General features: G+C 62.0%; 13 protein-coding genes. 6 read left to right on the top strand and 7 right to left on the bottom strand.

From position 1 onward, the window contains the following. Window positions 1-662 precede the first annotated feature (662 nt). From NUW13_13315 to NUW13_13290, 6 genes are all read right to left on the bottom strand, one after another. A complete protein-coding gene (locus tag NUW13_13315) occupies window positions 663-1,196 on the bottom strand; it encodes a hypothetical protein (protein MCR4439995.1) in 534 nt (177 codons plus the stop codon). 45 nt (window positions 1,197-1,241) lie between these two features. Next, on the bottom strand, window positions 1,242-1,625 hold the full coding sequence (locus tag NUW13_13310) for a nuclear transport factor 2 family protein (protein MCR4439994.1): 384 nt from the start codon (window positions 1,623-1,625) through the stop codon (window positions 1,242-1,244). A gap of 73 nt (window positions 1,626-1,698) precedes the next feature. Beyond that, window positions 1,699-3,609 carry a T9SS type A sorting domain-containing protein gene (locus NUW13_13305; protein MCR4439993.1) on the bottom strand — a complete coding sequence of 637 codons (1,911 nt, stop codon included), beginning with the start codon at window positions 3,607-3,609 and terminating at the stop codon, window positions 1,699-1,701. Between the two features lie 108 nt (window positions 3,610-3,717). Next, complete coding sequence (locus tag NUW13_13300; GenBank protein ID MCR4439992.1) at window positions 3,718-7,113, bottom strand: cohesin domain-containing protein; 3,396 nt, start codon at window positions 7,111-7,113, stop codon at window positions 3,718-3,720. Window positions 7,114-7,242: 129 nt separating this feature from the next. After that, on the bottom strand, window positions 7,243-7,920 hold the full coding sequence (locus tag NUW13_13295; GenBank protein ID MCR4439991.1) for a hypothetical protein: 678 nt from the start codon (window positions 7,918-7,920) through the stop codon (window positions 7,243-7,245). 131 nt (window positions 7,921-8,051) lie between these two features. Beyond that, window positions 8,052-9,074, bottom strand: coding sequence for a phosphoribosylaminoimidazolesuccinocarboxamide synthase (locus NUW13_13290; GenBank protein ID MCR4439990.1), 1,023 nt, complete (start codon window positions 9,072-9,074; stop codon window positions 8,052-8,054). A gap of 288 nt (window positions 9,075-9,362) precedes the next feature. Here NUW13_13290 and NUW13_13285 point away from each other — a divergent pair, with 288 nt between their 5' ends. The 6 genes from NUW13_13285 (at window position 9,363) to NUW13_13260 (ending at window position 13,356) form a co-directional block, all read left to right on the top strand. Continuing rightward, window positions 9,363-10,610, top strand: coding sequence for a spore maturation protein (locus NUW13_13285; protein ID MCR4439989.1), 1,248 nt, complete (start codon window positions 9,363-9,365; stop codon window positions 10,608-10,610). A gap of 170 nt (window positions 10,611-10,780) precedes the next feature. Then, window positions 10,781-11,149 carry a hypothetical protein gene (locus NUW13_13280; protein ID MCR4439988.1) on the top strand — a complete coding sequence of 123 codons (369 nt, stop codon included), beginning with the start codon at window positions 10,781-10,783 and terminating at the stop codon, window positions 11,147-11,149. After that, window positions 11,146-11,397, top strand: a complete 252-nt coding sequence (locus tag NUW13_13275) for a DUF4258 domain-containing protein (GenBank protein ID MCR4439987.1) — start codon at window positions 11,146-11,148, stop codon at window positions 11,395-11,397. The genes NUW13_13280 and NUW13_13275 overlap by 4 nt, the downstream gene beginning before the upstream one ends. After that, window positions 11,394-11,606, top strand: coding sequence for a DUF2283 domain-containing protein (locus NUW13_13270; GenBank protein ID MCR4439986.1), 213 nt, complete (start codon window positions 11,394-11,396; stop codon window positions 11,604-11,606). Before NUW13_13275 ends, NUW13_13270 begins: the two co-directional genes overlap by 4 nt. Window positions 11,607-11,645: 39 nt before the next feature. After that, the gene (locus NUW13_13265) at window positions 11,646-12,167 is read left to right on the top strand and encodes a hypothetical protein (GenBank protein ID MCR4439985.1); all 522 of its coding nucleotides are present in this window, start codon (window positions 11,646-11,648) and stop codon (window positions 12,165-12,167) included. Window positions 12,168-12,270: 103 nt separating this feature from the next. Continuing rightward, window positions 12,271-13,356 (top strand): alcohol dehydrogenase catalytic domain-containing protein, encoded by a 1,086-nt coding sequence (locus NUW13_13260; protein MCR4439984.1) that lies wholly within the window; start codon window positions 12,271-12,273, stop codon window positions 13,354-13,356. A gap of 5 nt (window positions 13,357-13,361) precedes the next feature. Here NUW13_13260 and NUW13_13255 read toward each other — a convergent pair whose 3' ends face one another. Continuing rightward, window positions 13,362-15,353 (bottom strand): alpha-amylase family glycosyl hydrolase, encoded by a 1,992-nt coding sequence (locus NUW13_13255; protein ID MCR4439983.1) that lies wholly within the window; start codon window positions 15,351-15,353, stop codon window positions 13,362-13,364. Between the last annotated feature and the right edge of the window lie 33 nt (window positions 15,354-15,386).

Here is a 15,386-nt window from a genome sequence, read left to right as displayed (position 1 = left end):
CGAGGAGGTCGGTGGCTGCCTTGTTGAGATCCTCTGGGGGGTCGGAGTCCTTTTTCGTCGGCTTGAGCTCGGTGAGCGTTCCAAGTGCCGTCCCTTGGAGCTTCTTGCGCGTCTGCTGGATGTCGCGAAGGAGGCGAATGGAGTAGTAGAGAATGCCAAGCAGGTAAGGCATGCAGTGCAGGGGCCCGTTGGCGAGCAGGAGCAGTCCTCCACCGCCGGTCCTTACTCCTCCCGCCCCCGTCTTCTCGCCTCGAAGCTGCTCCTGGTAGGCGGCAATCCATTTGTCCGCGGCTTGGAGAAAGTCTTCAGCGCTCTTGTATTCCATGGTTCCCCTCCCTATGGCGTACAAGGCTGCCTGTTTCCGTTGTCCAGGCTCGGTAGCAATCACACCGCATTCTCGGCACAATGTCGAGCGTGCCCGGCAACGGACCACCCCCAGCTGCCTCAGCAAATACCAGAGGGCCGGACACGCTCCTGGCAGAAGTCCGTGCCAACCTGTCGGCTGCCCCTGGCGATCCGTCGCCTTCAGCCATCCCTTTGGCGGCTAATCGGCCGCGGACCGCCTCTCCGCCTTGTCATCGGGCCGTGTCGTTGCATCCCGGGTTGGCCAAATCCCGCGCGCGGCCGTGCTCTGGCTCACCCGTTACTCGCTGATGGTCGTGTCAGGATGGGTCTATCTCGTCTTCCGAAAAGCCTTTCACGTAGAGGTTCCTCAGCTCGTTCTTTTCGAATTCCTCTGCGTACTTGTCAGCGAGTTCTATCAAGCGGGTAAAGTGCTCTTGAAGTCCTAGCGCCCGCAGGGCCTCCATCCCATATTCCCGCTCGAGGTGTTCCTCTGCCAGCCGTGAGGTCAGCTCCTTCCAGAAGCAATGCTCATCGTAGTCTTCGATCCACCCTTGCCATCTCTCACCCCCTTTCATTCCCATGGTCAACAGGGGTAACTGGGTCGGGTCAAGGTACGCCGCCAGCTCGCGCTCTCCCTCTGGGTTCCCGCAGCTGAACACCTTGTGCAGCAGCTTGGCAGAGCGGTAGACGGCCCTTCCCGGTTCACGGTGGATAGACATGAGCACCCAGTGGGCCAGGGCTAACATGTTTGCCAGAAAGTGGTACTTCCCGTTGGTCACCTCGATCTGCATTGTCTTTGCCTTTCCCTGTTGTGAGTTCGCCTGCAGGCCAAACGGGCTGTTGGCCACCATGCAGGTTCTGCCGCGTTTTTTGTCGATGCCTCCCCGGTGTGCTGGCTACTCTGCCTCCCCCTTCACGTACGAAAGCTGCTCGCGGATGCTGCCGCCTGCCACCGTGAAGATGTCCACACCGCGCACGTAGGAGGCCGTGCCCGAGGTGCCGCTCGGGTGCATTCGCCAGCGCAGCACGGAGCGAGTGCCGAGGCCGGAGACTTCCTCCACCGCAAGCCGGACGTCTGGCCTCTGGTGAAAAAAGCGCTCCCAGAAAGCAACAACCGCCTCTTTTCCGCGAAAGGCACTCCCCTCAGGTGGGGGACCGGCGGTTTCCAGCACGCAGTCCGCATCCAGGAGCTCGGCGATCGACGCAAGGTCATGGCGATTGAAGGCCTCGCTGAACCCCAGGGCGAGGCGTGCCGCTGCTTCCACGCGGGACATGCGCATGAGCGAATCCTCTGGCGGCGAAAAAAACGATGTAGCGCTGCGCTTGCCTGGGTCCCAGCACCGTCCCCCAACCTCAGCGCACCACGGCTATCTTCCTGGTCGTCGCAAAGCCAACAGCTCTGAAGCGGCAGAAGTAAATGCCGTTGGGCACGAGTTCCGCATTGTGGTTCGCGCCGTCCCAGGAGAGGGAATGAAGCCCGGCCGATTGGTACTGGTTGGCCAATGTCCGCACCCGCTGCCCAGCAGCGTTGTAAATTGCCAGCACGACCTGCGCAGGGTGCGGGAGCTCATAGCGGATCAACGTCGTCGTTTGCAAAGGGTTTGGCTGCACAGGATGCAGGAAAAATGAAGTGGGCAGGGGACCTGTGCAGGCCGGGCCCACGCCTGTGGCCACCGGGGCAGAAAACTCGGACGTGTTGCCGTTGGGATCGGTGGCCGTGGCGGTGAGATACGGGCCCACAAATCCCCCAGGCTTGCTCAGTACCCAATTGCCTGCCCCATCTGCTACGGTGGTGCCCTCGAAGACGGCGCCCTGGCCATCGGCATCAGAAAAGACCTCAACCGTCGCCAGAGACACGCACGTGCCCGATGCCTGCGTGGGAGACACAGACGTAATCACCGGCGCCGGGAGTTGCTGATTTCCGCCACTTTGCAATGAGATTCCCTTTACTGCGTTGCCGTGGATGAGGTTACGAGAGATGGTGTTATAGTACGCCTCCCCGTACGAGCCGTCGATGATGATGCCCGTCTGATTGAAGGCGATCAGGTTCTGCTGGCCATCCTCGGGGCCGCCGATGAGATTCCGCTGGGACACGTTGACGATGCGCACGCCGATGGTGTTGCCGAGCGGAGAAAGCCCGGTCGCATCGGTGCCGGTGTAGTTGCCTTGGATCACGTTTTGCCCCGATAGGCCGATTGCCACCGCCCAGGAGTTGCCGGAAATGAGGTTGCGCGCCGCCGGTGAGGCTCCGCCGATGATGTTCATGCTCGCATAAGTGCCGATGGAGACTCCTGCGGTGCGATTGCGCCGCGCCAGGCTGCCTGTGGCGTCCGTGCCGATGAAGTTACCTTCGATGCGATTGCCGCGGGCAGCTTCGCCAAGGAATTCTATGCCGCGGTCAAGTCGCGAGAGGACCAAGCCGCGGACCAGGTTGTTGGCACCGAAAATGAGGATGCCCGAGGTTTCCGAAAGAGCCCCGTCCACTACCACCTTCAGCGACGCGTTGATCGGCTGACCAAAGGGGTTGCTGTTCGGAAAAGCGCCGGGTTGGGTGTAGCCGTCGATGACGGTGCCGCTGTCGGAGAGCTGAAGGCTTTGCCTCAGGTAGATGGTGCAGACGCCAGTGCTATCGCAGCCCGGGTCGGTGGGCGGGATAGCGAAGCGGACCGTGTCCGGTCCCGGATGCGCATTGGCATAGGCAAGGGCGAAGCGAAGCGAGCCGATGCCGGAGTCGGCAGTAGTGGTCACCAGGCATGGCGAGCCGACGATGATGCGGCCGCCAACCACGGTGGCGATGGACAGGACGCGACCGTAGATGTCGGCCAGTTGCACGTTCTCCAGCAGCAACGCCGTCTGTCCTATCGCTTGGGGGGCAAAGACTACGGTAGCGAGGACTCCTGTTCCGTCCGGCCCCTGATTTACCCCAAAGGTGGCAGCCCCAAAGGTCAGTCTTCCAGGCTGGCTGGCATTGTCGATCTGGGGGCCCACGGGGATCACCGTCCTACCGGTGCTGCCGAGAAAGGATCCCACCGTTGCTGAAGTGGCGTGTACCACGTCCGAGGCGTAAAGGAGGTCAAACTGGAACGCGCCGAGGTTCTGCGCGTTATCAACCACAACGTTGAGCGAGCAGGGTTGCCCGGAGAGCGCCGTGAGGCTCTCCGGCACGATCTTAAGCGTGCTCTGTGCCCACGAACTGGCGGCGAGTGCCGCGATGAACACGGCGATCGCCAGCAGTGTGACCAATTTGTTCAAGGGGCCTTTCATGGGTCGTCCTCGCGTTTGTCCGTTCCCTTCCTCCCGGCTTGATGGGCAAGGCAAATGCCGAGGGCGGCGTCCAGATGGTCGGTGGACGCCGCCCTCAGATTGGGGGATTCAGCGCATCAGGATCATTTTCGTCGTCAGCGTGCGCTGGAGAGCGACGAGCTTGCAGAAGTAGAGCCCAGAGGGCAGCGGGCGGCCTGCTTCATCGCATCCGTCCCACGCCACCGTGTGCACCCCTGGGGTGCGCTCTCCGTCGATAAGCGTGCGAATCAATTGTCCTTTCACGTCGTACACCCGCAGCGTCACCGGCTGGCTCCTGCCTTGCTCGCCAGGGAGCTCGAAACGGATGCTCGTCGCCGGATTGAAGGGGTTGGGGTAATTCTGTTGGAGGACCAACTCCCCAGGCATGAGGGGGCTCAGTGCCACGGCATAGGTGATGGCTGACACCGGCACTGGCTGGCCGTGCACATCAACAAGCTGCACGTTCTCCAGCCGCAACGCCTCGTGCCGGTCGAGCCGGATGCGCACCAAGGTGCCCGAACCGGTGGCACCCGAAGATGAGCCGTAACTGAACGCGCCCACCGTCACCCGTCGGCCTTCCTCAGCTACTTGTGGGCCCAGGGGAGTGACGACATTCTTGTCGCTGTCCAGGAACCTGCCGACCTCAAAGGAGCGCAGTTGCAAGGCTTGCGAGGCGACCAGGTCGAACTGGAATCCGGCGAGGTCAGTGGCACCCTCGGCTTCGACCTCGCAGAAATGGCCGGAAGCGTCGTCGCCCTCGCGCACTGTCAGGCGCACGGGCGGAGGCGAGCCCCCCACTTCCGCACGGGCAAGCCCGGCGCCAGGGAGCGGCCTGTTCCACCAAGAGGCCACCAGCTGGATGTCGATGATGTCGATGTCCCCATCGCCCTGGCCCTCGTTGTCCACGTCGTATTGCGGGTCGTAGTTGGGGTCGCCGGCGCGGGTGTTCCAGTGCGCGCACACCAGCTGAATGTCGATGATGTCGATGCGATTGTCGTTATTGACGTCCGCCCAGAAACCTCTTTTCACGGTGATTTCGCCGTCGATCTCGCTCGCCGGGATAACCACGCCGTTGATGTCGCTCACCTGGACGTTTCTGAGGTCCAGGCTGCTGGTTCCCTCGCCTACAGCCGTCCAGCTGATGGTAGCCAAAACGCCGGAGCCGGTCGGTCCGGCCTGGGTGCCAAAGGTGGCGGCGCCGAATACGATCGTACCGGCGGTGGTATCAATTGCCGGGCCGACCGGGATGACAGTACGACCTGTGCTGGCCAGGAATGAGCCGAGCTGCACAGGGGAGCTACCCCGCAACTGCACCACGGCCGGGTCGTAGCCTATTTCGAACTGGAAGCTACCCAGGTTTGTGGCATCGTCGATGACCACATCCGTCGTACCGGTTCGGTTCAGGTAGAGCTGCTTCTTGGCCGGCTCCATCCGTACCGTGACGCCAGGTTCTGTCGCCCCGTTCTGATTGACCGTCACCTGGCAGGGACTGCCGCTTGCCCCGGGTGCAGTGACGGTGATGGTGCCGCTGCGTGGTGTGGTGGATGGGTTCGCGGTGTGAGCCACGGCGATGGTCCCCTTGTTCGTGCCGCTGGCGCCTGAGGTGATGGTCAGCCACGCGGCCCCCTCGGTCACTGTAGCCGTCCAGTTCATTGTGCCGCCGCCGGTGTTGTCTACCTCAAACCCGGTCGTCCCGGCCCTGGCCGGAACGTCGCGTGAAGAAGGCGTTACTACCAGAACCGGCCCCTGCTCTGCAGTAATGGTGAAGGGATGGTCGGTGAGGTCGTAGATATTGTGGGATGTCAGTCGCACCTTTACGATGCAGTTGGTGGACGGCGTGTTGGGGATGGTCCACTGATAGGAACTACAGGGCAACAGCAAATCCACAACACTTTGCCAATGGCTCCCCCCGTCGATGGAATAGTCGATGGCATAGTTGGAGAGTGGGATGAGATAGCCGGTCCAGGAAATGGTCTGCGTGGAGCCCACTGGCCACTCCTCGCCACCGTTTGGGCTGTCCACCCGGAGAAAGCCGAACACATACCTGTACGTGAGTGTATCCAGGTTGGAGTAGGAGGACATGAGCCCGTCCCGCACCGCGGCAACCCGGAAAACATAGGTGTGCCCGACTGCGACATTATCCATCTGATAGGAGATGACATTGGGGCCGAGCAGCGCCAAGGTGTCCCACGGCGCACCGAGACCGTCCTTGTACTCAAGCTGGAACCCAGTTTCGTCGTCCGAGTTGTCCTGCCATGTGATATGGATCTGCGGAACGGTCTGATAAGCCTGAAGGTTTGATGGCGCGCTCAGTGGTTGTGGCCCGCCTCCGCCTAACGGCGTCACTTCGTCGATGTAAATGCCGCCCTCGTAGTACACGCCGCTCATCCTTCCCCAGATGTACACCGCTACCTGTTGGATGGTGTAGTTCGTGGGAAATGTGGGGATGGATGACCAGTCGAACTCCCGGTGATTCCAGACGGCGTTGCCGTCACCATAGACGTCGTGGGTCAGCGCCTGCGCGGTGCCGCTGTAGAACGCTCTTGTCCGCGCCTGGTCGTGGTCGTACACGATGACCCAGAGATTGGCATAGGCCTGGCCGAAGTTGGCCATGCATTCGGCAATCTCCACGGAAAAGCCAGTAGCCTCCTGCCAGGTGGGAGAGCCGGCTAGGTCAGGCGACAGCAGCTTCATGATCCACCAGTTTGCCCCAGGATTGGTGATGCCATGGCCTGCCAACGTGGCCAGTCGTAGCGAACCACGCTGGTCGCCCATCGGGTCGAGCCCTGGTGGGTTCGGGAAGCTCACCGCGTCCTGCCACCCGTCGAAGAAGTTGGAGGAGTAGCGCGTGCTGCCGGTTTCGTCCCATGCGCCATCCAGCGTCCAGCCTTGCACCGTGCCGTCATTGAAGTCGAACTTGCCGTAGGTCGATGCAGCGCCTGAGTGCAGCGCGCCGATGTCTTGGATATCGGCGCTCAATTCGGCCCCGCCACTGCCAGGCGAGAACGGGTTTGGCTGAATGCGGAGGAGGCAGACCTTAGCGCCGGCCGCGATGCCAAAGTCGCTCAAGTCAATGGCCTGGGTGCCCTTGTACTGGCGGAAGGCGGTGAGGTTGTTCGTGGTGCCGTCCCGGCTTACCGCGACCCGGTAGGTCTCGGCCATATCGGCCTCGAACACCACAAAGTCGGCGCCGTCTTCGTTGACGATGACGTTGTCGGTGAAACGGACATCGGCCATGCCGGCACTGCCGCCCGCCACCACCCAGGTGTTGAGGTTGATGTCGGTGAGCGCGGTATTGATGCTGGTGGTGCCATGCGGGAGCAACCCGGCGCCGGGTGGGGGAGAGCCTACTTCAGCAGCTTCGTCTGCAAATGCTGCCCAGGACTGGAAGGTGTAACCGCCAAAGTTTACCTGAGCAAGAAGCAGCGCGGGGAGGAGGAACATCGCCACCGTAACGGTGGCCCGCAACGCATTCGCCCATTTCATGACGCCCTCCTGTTATGATGGTGAGACAGCAGTACCACATCATTCCCACTCCGCACCTCCCCTCGCGACTAATATACCGTTAGCGCATGCAAAAGTCAAGCGGGAAGTGGAGAAAAATTGAGCAGGTTATCAGCCTTCTTGATGCGTGCCTGCGACCTCCTGGTCTCGCAGAATGCCCAGGCGCACATCTAACGGCAATGGGGCCAGGGGCAGGCCCTCGCCTTCCCACACGAAGCGGCGCAGGCATTCAGGATCTTGAGGGAAACGTATGAGCGGGGGGTGATTCTCGTCATGGAGGGGGAGGGGGTCGCCAGGCTCTGCTGCAGCCAAAAGCCGGAGGAAGCTTGGTACTTTGTGCGTCTGGCGCACCTGTCGCTGGAGCGACGAGCGTCGCCGACCAAGGTTCCCGCAAAAGGGTTCCCGCCGGTGGGAGCCAGCCAGCCCTTTCACACCGTGGTTTGCTAAGCCGTTGTTGACTTGCCGGCAGGCGGTACCACTGATGGGTGAGGCGAATACGCCGCTCCCGAAGGCCGCGGCAAAGTTCCTTGTGTCCAAGGTGGCAAGGAAACGGTAGACGCTGTCGGTCATGCCGGTGCTGGCCTCCGACCAGCTGGCCCCATTGTCGGCAGAGCGAAAGATCTCGTCGCTGCTCGTCCCTGCGGAGAGAATGGTGCTGCCTGTGGGCTGGGGAAAGGGGACGGCCGCGGGACTCGGCATAGCCAGCGGCAGGTAGATCGAAACGGGGAATGTCGCTGCGGCTGGTAAGCGACGACCGTTTGGCCCGGCATGGGTACATCGCGGGGACATACTTAGCTCCCTCGCCTTCCGAAGGAAAGGACTCTTTCCCCCCACTGCCTCCGGCCAAAGGCGGCCAGCTTAGGCCTCTCGGTGTTGCAATTTCCCCGATAGAAAAAGCAAATCGCTTCCGCGGAAATTCCCTAGCCAAGCATGCTGCGAATCTCCGCCACGGTCTTCGCCAGCGGCGGGCAGTCGAACCACCGGCGCCCGGTCAACTCGCTGCAGAAGCCCTGGTAGACGAAGGAGATGAGCTCAGCCAAACGTGGAGGAAGTGGCGGAGGGTCCGCGTGGACTGCCGCCTCCCAGCCAATGGGATCGTGCTTCTTTGCCGCATCCACCTCTTCAAACCAGGCGGTTTTCCTGTAGAAGACGCGCGCTACTTCCTTGCTCACCGGCACGCCGTCCATGGTGAAGCGGCATTCGTCAGGGGTGCCGATCACGTCCACCACTATGAGGCGGCGCTGGTCATCAAGACCGAATTCCACCTTGCCATCCTCGTGCACCAGTCCCATGCGTTGTGCTTCGGCAGTGATCATTTCGTCTAGGCGCGAGGCGGCGGTGCGCAGCTCCGCAAGCTCCTGGTCGCTCAGCCCCGCTATTCGTTGTGCCTCGGCCCAGGAGAGGTAGCGGTCGGTTCTTTCCAGCTTGGTGGACACATCGAGAATGGGCGCGTCCAGGACCTGCCCCGGCTGCGGTGGGTGAGTCAAGCCGAGCTCAGCCAGGGTGAGGCTGCCCTGCTGCAGTCGCTTGAAGACGCTCGACCCCGGCGGGAGAGTATTGCGAAAGATGACCTCAAGAGGGAGGAGGATATTGCACAGGTGGGGGCCGTACGCGGAATAGTCGTAGACATTGCCCGTGAGCGTTGGCTGGACGACGTTGAGGAGGGCCACCTCCATGGCCTTCGCGGGAGCGGACAGCTCGGCCAGACGAAACGTGCGCCCATTCTGCACCAGGCCCCGATAGTGGGTGGCCATTCCCATTGCCTCGGCCTTTTCGAAGAAATAGGCACCGATCAGACACAGGGCCTCGCCCTTGTGCGCAATGTGGTCCGGCATCTCCCCCCAGTCGAACACTGAATAGCGGTCGGAAAAGACAAAGATCCCCGTTCCAGGTTGGCGCTCCTTCGGTGGGGCCACAACCTTCAAGTCCTTCACGCTTCCCACGGTGCACCTCCATTCTCTGTTCTGGCACGACAAGTGGATAGAACAGCCTGCAGGGAACTCGGCTTCGGCTGCCCTCCGGTGTCCGAGGTGCCCAAAGATAACACAAAGGGCCGTTTAAGTCAAGTCATAATTGCCTGGGCCGCGCAAAAAAGGCTTGCACTTGTCCGAAAAAAACTTACCTTTTATCCATGTATGAAAGGCGCGGGGTCTCTCACGGCTCTGAACTGGCGGTTCCCTGAGAGCGAGTACGAAGGGCGGTCCTTGGAGCTCGGCAAGAGGAGGACTGGGATGCTCAACTACATCTGGCTGGCGTTAGTGGTCATCGCTCTGGTGGTGGGTGCGGTCACTGGCAAGATCGAGGCCGTCACGCAAAAGGCCTTTGAGATGGCCAACACCGGGGTCGACATCGCTTTGGGCCTGATCGGCATCATGGCGTTGTGGCTCGGCATCATGAAGCTTGCGGAGGAGGCAGGGGTGGTGCGCATGCTCGCCCGGGCCATCCGCCCGATCAGCACGCGCCTTTTTCCGGATGTGCCGCCTGACCATCCCGCCATGGGGGCGATGGTGCTCAACCTTGCTGCCAACTGGCTCGGGCTGAGCAATGCAGCCACGCCCCTGGGCCTCAAGGCCATGGAGCACTTGCAGACGCTCAACCCGAAGAAGGACACCGCCACCAATGCCATGATCATGTTCTTAGCCCTGAACACGGGCAGCATCTCGTTGATTCCCGCCACCATGATTGCCGTGCGGGCCAAGACCGGCGCCGCTAATCCCTGGGACATCATCGGCAGCACGGTCTTTTCCTCCACCTTCGCCTGCATCACTGCCGTCACGGTTACCAAAGTCGTGCAGAGCATGGAAGGAGGCGTGGGGCAGTTCGTCGCCAGCCTCCGGCAGCATGCTAAGGGGATCGCCCTCTTTGCGCTGGTGGTCGTGACCTTGGCCATTCTGGGCGGGCTGGGCCTGCTCAGCGCCGGGCTTGCCCTCCTGCCCCCGGGGTTTTTCAAGAACGCACTGCTCCTTCTTTCCCAGTGGGCAATTCCCGTGCTTCTGTTTATCATTCCGGTGCTCGCCTTCGTGAAAAAGGTCAAGGTCTACGAAACCTTCATTAGCGGTGCCAAGGAGGGCTTTGAGGTCGCCGTCAAGATCATCCCCTACCTGGTGGGCATCCTTGTGGCCATCGGCATGCTGCGGGCGTCGGGGGCGCTGGACGTCTTTGTCCGGCTGCTGGCGCCGGTGACCAACCTCATCGGCATGCCGGCCGAGGTACTTCCGGCAGCTCTCATGCGACCTCTGTCCGGCAGCGGCACATTGGGCATCATCACCGAGCTCATCAACACGCACGGAGTGGACTCTTTCATCGGCAGGTTAGCCTCGACCATCTACGGATGCAGTGAGACGACCTTTTACGTCGTGGCGGTGTACTTTGGGTGTGTGCAAGTGACCAAGACGCGGTATGCGGTGCCAGTGGGGCTGGTGGCGGACGCCGCAGGCGTGATTGCCGCCGTGTTCATCTGCCGGGTAATGTTTCTCTAAAGGGATGGGCATGGCCAAGCGCACGCTCATAGGGTGCAGCTCCGGGGTGTTTGTATTGGCCTCCCATCATGAGTTAGCCTCCAGGAGGAGGCGGAGCTAACATCGGGAGGAGGGGTTTGATGGCAAGAAAGAAGAGTACAGGAGCCAACCAAACCGAGCGCCCGACCTCTCTGCCGGGACGCGAGGAATCGCGGCGCAGGCAGGTTGCGTCCTACGAGCATCGGGACAAGCAGCGTGTCAACAATCCGCCCGTGGGGCTGGTGACGCCGGACACCGACCCCGACGCCGGCCAGCAAAAGAAGACCTACGCCTACGACCCGCACCCTGACCCGCAACTGGTTTGGGCCGGCGAGGACGAAGGCTGGGCAAGACTTGCACGTAATCTTAGGGCCGAGATCGACGAGGAGCGGATCGAGGCCTACCGCAGCACGGTCTCGCTGCCGTTTGAGCCGGGCGAGCACCGGCGCGTCACCGTCAAGATGGTGGACGACCGAGGGATTGAAAGCTTGAAGACTCTCGACTTGAACGGGGCCGGATGATGGACTATGTGCTGACGGAACACGCCCAGGACGTCTTGAGAAAGCGGCAGATTCCGCTCGCCTGGATGGAAAGGGCGTTGGGATCGCCAGAAGCAATCGAGGCTGATCGCGAGGACCCAAACTTGGAACACCGGCTGGCCCGGATTCCTGAGCATGGCAACCGGGTTTTGCGCGTGATCATCAATGGCAAGAGAACACCGCCCCTGGTCGTGACCGTATTCTTTGACCGCAGGAGGACTATCCCATGAAGATTAAGGTGGACCAACAGGCTGATGCGCTCTACTTGAGCCTGAGCGATAGACCTGCGAGCCGCACCGACGAAGTCTCGCCCGGTGTTCTTGTGGATTACGACGAGCAGGACCGCGTGGTCGGCATCGAGATGTTGTACCTGTCCAAACGAGCACCGGACGTTGATCTGCGGCGCTTGCTGTTCGAAACGGTTCCCCAGGCAGAATAGGGCGGCAAAGGTCACTGCTGTGCCTTTGGTGAATCAGGTTTGTCGCAAGTCAAAGCGTGGCGGCAGGCGGTGCGGAAAGAGAACACAGAACTACTTACACGGGTCTTTGACCGCGACTATTCCATTCGCTCAACGGGCGATATGAGGGCCTGGTACACCGGCAAGCCCTGCGCGCGCACGAACAAATCGCACATCAACGTCTGTGCCTATGACAGCACCTGGGAGGCCTCCGACGCCTTTATCCTGGACACCAGCGACGCCGTTGCCGCCTGGGCCAAGAATGACCATCGCGGCCTTGAGATTGCCTATCCCTACCAGGGCGTGAAGCACAAATATCGCCCCGACTTCCTCGTGCGGCTGGCCAATGGCGCAATGCTCATCCTGGAAACCAAAGGCGAAGAGGATGAGAAGGACCGCGTCAAACACCGCTATCTCGACGAGTGGGTGCAGGGGGTCAATGGCCACGGCGGCTTCGGCCGCTGGCGCTGGGCGGTTGCACAACACCCTGGCGAGATTCGGGATGTGCTCCTGAAAGAGGACAAGACGAGGGCGGGAGGCTGACACGCGATTGCAGCGGATGGCGCTATGCGCTGCGGTCGAACCCGGTCGGTCGGCGAACACAGGCTCGTGAACCGCTTCGGCGCAGCTTGGCTGGCGGAGGCCTATGAACGCGCGTGGTAAGAGTTCATCCCCTTTGCCGCTACCAGACGCACCCCACATGCACGCGGTGCTCTTGACGGGGCAGCGCACCGTGGAAGTGGGCAGCGTTCCTCGGCCGTGGCTCCGCGAGCCTGGCCAGGTGCTCTTGCGCATGGCCTACGGCGGCATCTGTGGCTCGGACCTCCACTATTATCGGGATGGCCGAATCGGCGACCAGAAGGTGCATTTCCCGATGATTGTGGGCCGTGAGGGTACGGCGGAGGTGGTGGAGGTGAGCGACGGGGTGCGCAGACTGCGACCCGGACAGAACGTCGTGCTGGACCCCGCCTTGGTCTGCGGTAGTTGCGACCAGTGCCGCGCCGGGCGGGCCAACACCTGTCGGGCGCTGCGCTTTCTGGGAAGTCCGGGAGGCCCTCCCGGCTGCATGGCCGAGTACCTGGTGATGCCGGAGAGCTGCTGTTATCCGCTCCCACCTCAGGTGAACCTGCGCCAGGGCGTGTTGGCAGAGCCCCTTGCCATTGCCCTGCATACCCTCCGCCTGCTGGGTGGCAATCCCCCGCACACGATGGCCATCCTGGGTGCGGGCGCCATTGGCCTTTGTCTCTTGGCCGTGGCCTCGGTCAAAGGCGTGAGAAGCATCTGCGTCACAGACCCCTTGCAGTGGCGGTGCGAGGCTGCCATGCGCCTGGGTGCCGAATGGACGGGAAGCCCAGCCACGGACGTGGTCAGAGAAATTCTGGGAGCGGTGCCGGGAGGCGTGGAAGTGGCGGCCGAATGCTGCGGTGAACAAGCGGCTCTTGACCAGGCCCTTCGGCTGCTGGCGCCGGGCGGCAAGCTGGCCATCGTTGGCATTCCCCGCACCAACAAGGTGAGCTTTGACATCAACCTTCTCCGCCGCAAGGACTTCAGCATCATGAATGTGCGGCGGCAGAACGCTTGCCTGCCCGAAGCGATAGCGTTGCTCGCCGGGCAGCTCCACGACCTCGCCTTGGTCACTCATGAGTACCCCCTTGGCGAAGCGGCCGGCGCCTTCGCCGCCGCTGCCGCCTACGAGCCGGGCATCATCAAGTCGGTTATTTACCTGCAGTAGCGCGCCTACCGCACGACCACCACGGAATTCAGCCCGCCGTAGGGGTCCAGCTCCTGGGACTGGGCAGCCGGATCGTGGATCCACACGGAGCCGTCAATCACGAACTTGTACCGGTAGCGCCCCTCGCGCAAGGGCATGACCAGGCTCCACGCAGTCCGAGAACTGTCCTCGGCTTCCATAGGGTGAGCAACGGGATTCCACCCGTTAAAGTCGCCAGCCACTGCCACGGATCTTGCGGGGCTCGCTGTTCGGCAGGAAAAGCGCACGGCTCGAAAGTCCTTGGTCAAACGTTCGGTGAACGGGCAGTGCGGGAGCAGGTGAACTGGTGCGGCTCTGCCGGCAGGGGCAACAGCGCGAAAGAGGTACGAGCTGCGCGGCGCCATCGTGAGACGGAGGGAGTCGTCGCTCACCGGCCAGCTCCGGCCCGAGAGCTCGTCCACCAACTCCCGGTGTCCGGAAAAAAGAGTGCCTGCTAAAGGAATGGACCTGACTTCTTCGTAGCTCGAGGTGTTCAGCACCACCATTGCCTCCTCCTCGGGGAGGGCGCGCAGGTAGCAGTACACGCCATGGTCCACGTACAGGTCCACGGTCACACCTTGCCGCAGGGCAAGAGAGGCGCGGCGCAACTGCAGTAGCCGGCGGCAGTGCGCCACCAGATCCGCGTCCCTTCCTGTGACTCGTTCCCACGGCATCATCAGACGATTCAAGTAGTCCTGGCTCTCGCCGGTGGAGGGGTTGACCGGCGCCGCCCCTTCCAAGGCCACCTCGGTGCCGTAGTAGAGCATGGGCAGGCCCTCGTGGGTCAGAAGAAAGGTGAGGGCCAGGGAAAGCTTCCGCTTGGCATCGTCCCCTGCCCAATGGCTGAAGCGGGCAACGTCGTGATTATCGATGAGCGGAGAGAGCAGCATCTTCCCGGATCGTGCCTGGTTGGTCCGCACGTGGGAGCTTAGGAGGCCCACAGAGGCGCCCTGAGCAAAGACGCGGTTGAGGGTGTAGTAGAGGGGAATGTCGAACAGGGCGTTGAACCCCAGGTCCGCGTATTCCGCAAGGTAATCGACGCTGCCCTCGAAAACCTCGCCTAAGAGCAAAAAGTCGGGCCCCGCAAAGCGATGGATGTCGTCGCAGTATTTGCGCCAGAAGGCCTTTGGCGCATGCTTCACCGCATCCAGGCGAAAGCCGTCGCAGTCGGTCTGCTCGATCCAGTACTTGGACATGTCCAGGAGAAACTCGTACACGTGGGGATTCTCTTGGGCAAGGTCCGGCATGCCGTGCAACTCGCGCGTCTCCAATTGCGCCTGGTCCTGCCAGTCGTTGATGCTGGTGGAGGCGTCCTTGCCGCTGTGGGGATGGAACCAATGCCGGAAGCCGCGTCGCTGCCAGTTATCCGGATTGGCGACCCAGGGGTGGTCGGGCGCGACGTGATTGCAGACAATGTCCAAGATGACCTTCATCCCTCGGCGGTGTGCCTTGTTGACCAGCTCGCGCAAGAGCTCCAGCGTGCCAAAATGCTCCTCCACGGAAAAGAAGTCGACGGGCTGGTAGCCGTGGTAAGCCCACCAGCCCATGAAAGACGAGTCGCTGTTGTCGTATACGGGTGACAGCCATATGGCGGTCACACCCAGTTGCTGAAGATAGTCGAGCTTGTTGATCACCCCTTGCAGGTCGCCCCCTTGGTAAGTCTTGAGCCAGGCAAGGTGTGTTGGATCGCCATCCCATAGGCGGTGGCTGGCCAGGACGCGACCGCGGTTATTGCTCGTGTCCCCGTCGCAGAAGCGGTCGATGAGCAGAAAGTAAGTCACTTCATCTCTCCAGTCGATGCCTTCGTGCCAGTGGGAGGCACGCTCCGCCTGCACCAGTGGGGCATGCCGTGGACCGTGCTGCGGGCCGCATCCCATGGAGAGCACGAGCAGCACGGCGGCAACGGTGGCCCGCAGGTGCGTCTGAAGATGTCGAGCTGACCTGTGCGCCAATGGCTTGGCTCGGCGCGGAGCGTTCATCGCATCGTCCTCCTGGGTTGTAGGGTCTCGGCA

This window comes from candidate division KSB1 bacterium (assembly GCA_024655945.1).
GTDB lineage: Bacteria > Zhuqueibacterota > Zhuqueibacteria > JANLFK01 > Oleimicrobiaceae > Oleimicrobium.
The sequence above is the reverse complement of the archived record's forward strand: the minus strand, read 5'-3'. Positions and strand labels throughout refer to the sequence as shown.

Coding starts and splice junctions, on each gene's coding strand:
- NUW13_13270 (MCR4439986.1), top strand. CDS start 11,394: ATGAAGATTAAGGTGGACCAACAGGCTGATGCGCTCTACTTGAGCCTG.
- NUW13_13285 (MCR4439989.1), top strand. CDS start 9,363: ATGCTCAACTACATCTGGCTGGCGTTAGTGGTCATCGCTCTGGTGGTG.
- NUW13_13300 (MCR4439992.1), bottom strand. CDS start 7,113: ATGAAATGGGCGAATGCGTTGCGGGCCACCGTTACGGTGGCGATGTTC.
- NUW13_13310 (MCR4439994.1), bottom strand. CDS start 1,625: ATGCGCATGTCCCGCGTGGAAGCAGCGGCACGCCTCGCCCTGGGGTTC.
- NUW13_13275 (MCR4439987.1), top strand. CDS start 11,146: ATGATGGACTATGTGCTGACGGAACACGCCCAGGACGTCTTGAGAAAG.
- NUW13_13305 (MCR4439993.1), bottom strand. CDS start 3,609: ATGAAAGGCCCCTTGAACAAATTGGTCACACTGCTGGCGATCGCCGTG.
- NUW13_13255 (MCR4439983.1), bottom strand. CDS start 15,353: ATGAACGCTCCGCGCCGAGCCAAGCCATTGGCGCACAGGTCAGCTCGA.
- NUW13_13315 (MCR4439995.1), bottom strand. CDS start 1,196: ATGGTGGCCAACAGCCCGTTTGGCCTGCAGGCGAACTCACAACAGGGA.
- NUW13_13295 (MCR4439991.1), bottom strand. CDS start 7,920: ATGTCCCCGCGATGTACCCATGCCGGGCCAAACGGTCGTCGCTTACCA.
- NUW13_13260 (MCR4439984.1), top strand. CDS start 12,271: ATGAACGCGCGTGGTAAGAGTTCATCCCCTTTGCCGCTACCAGACGCA.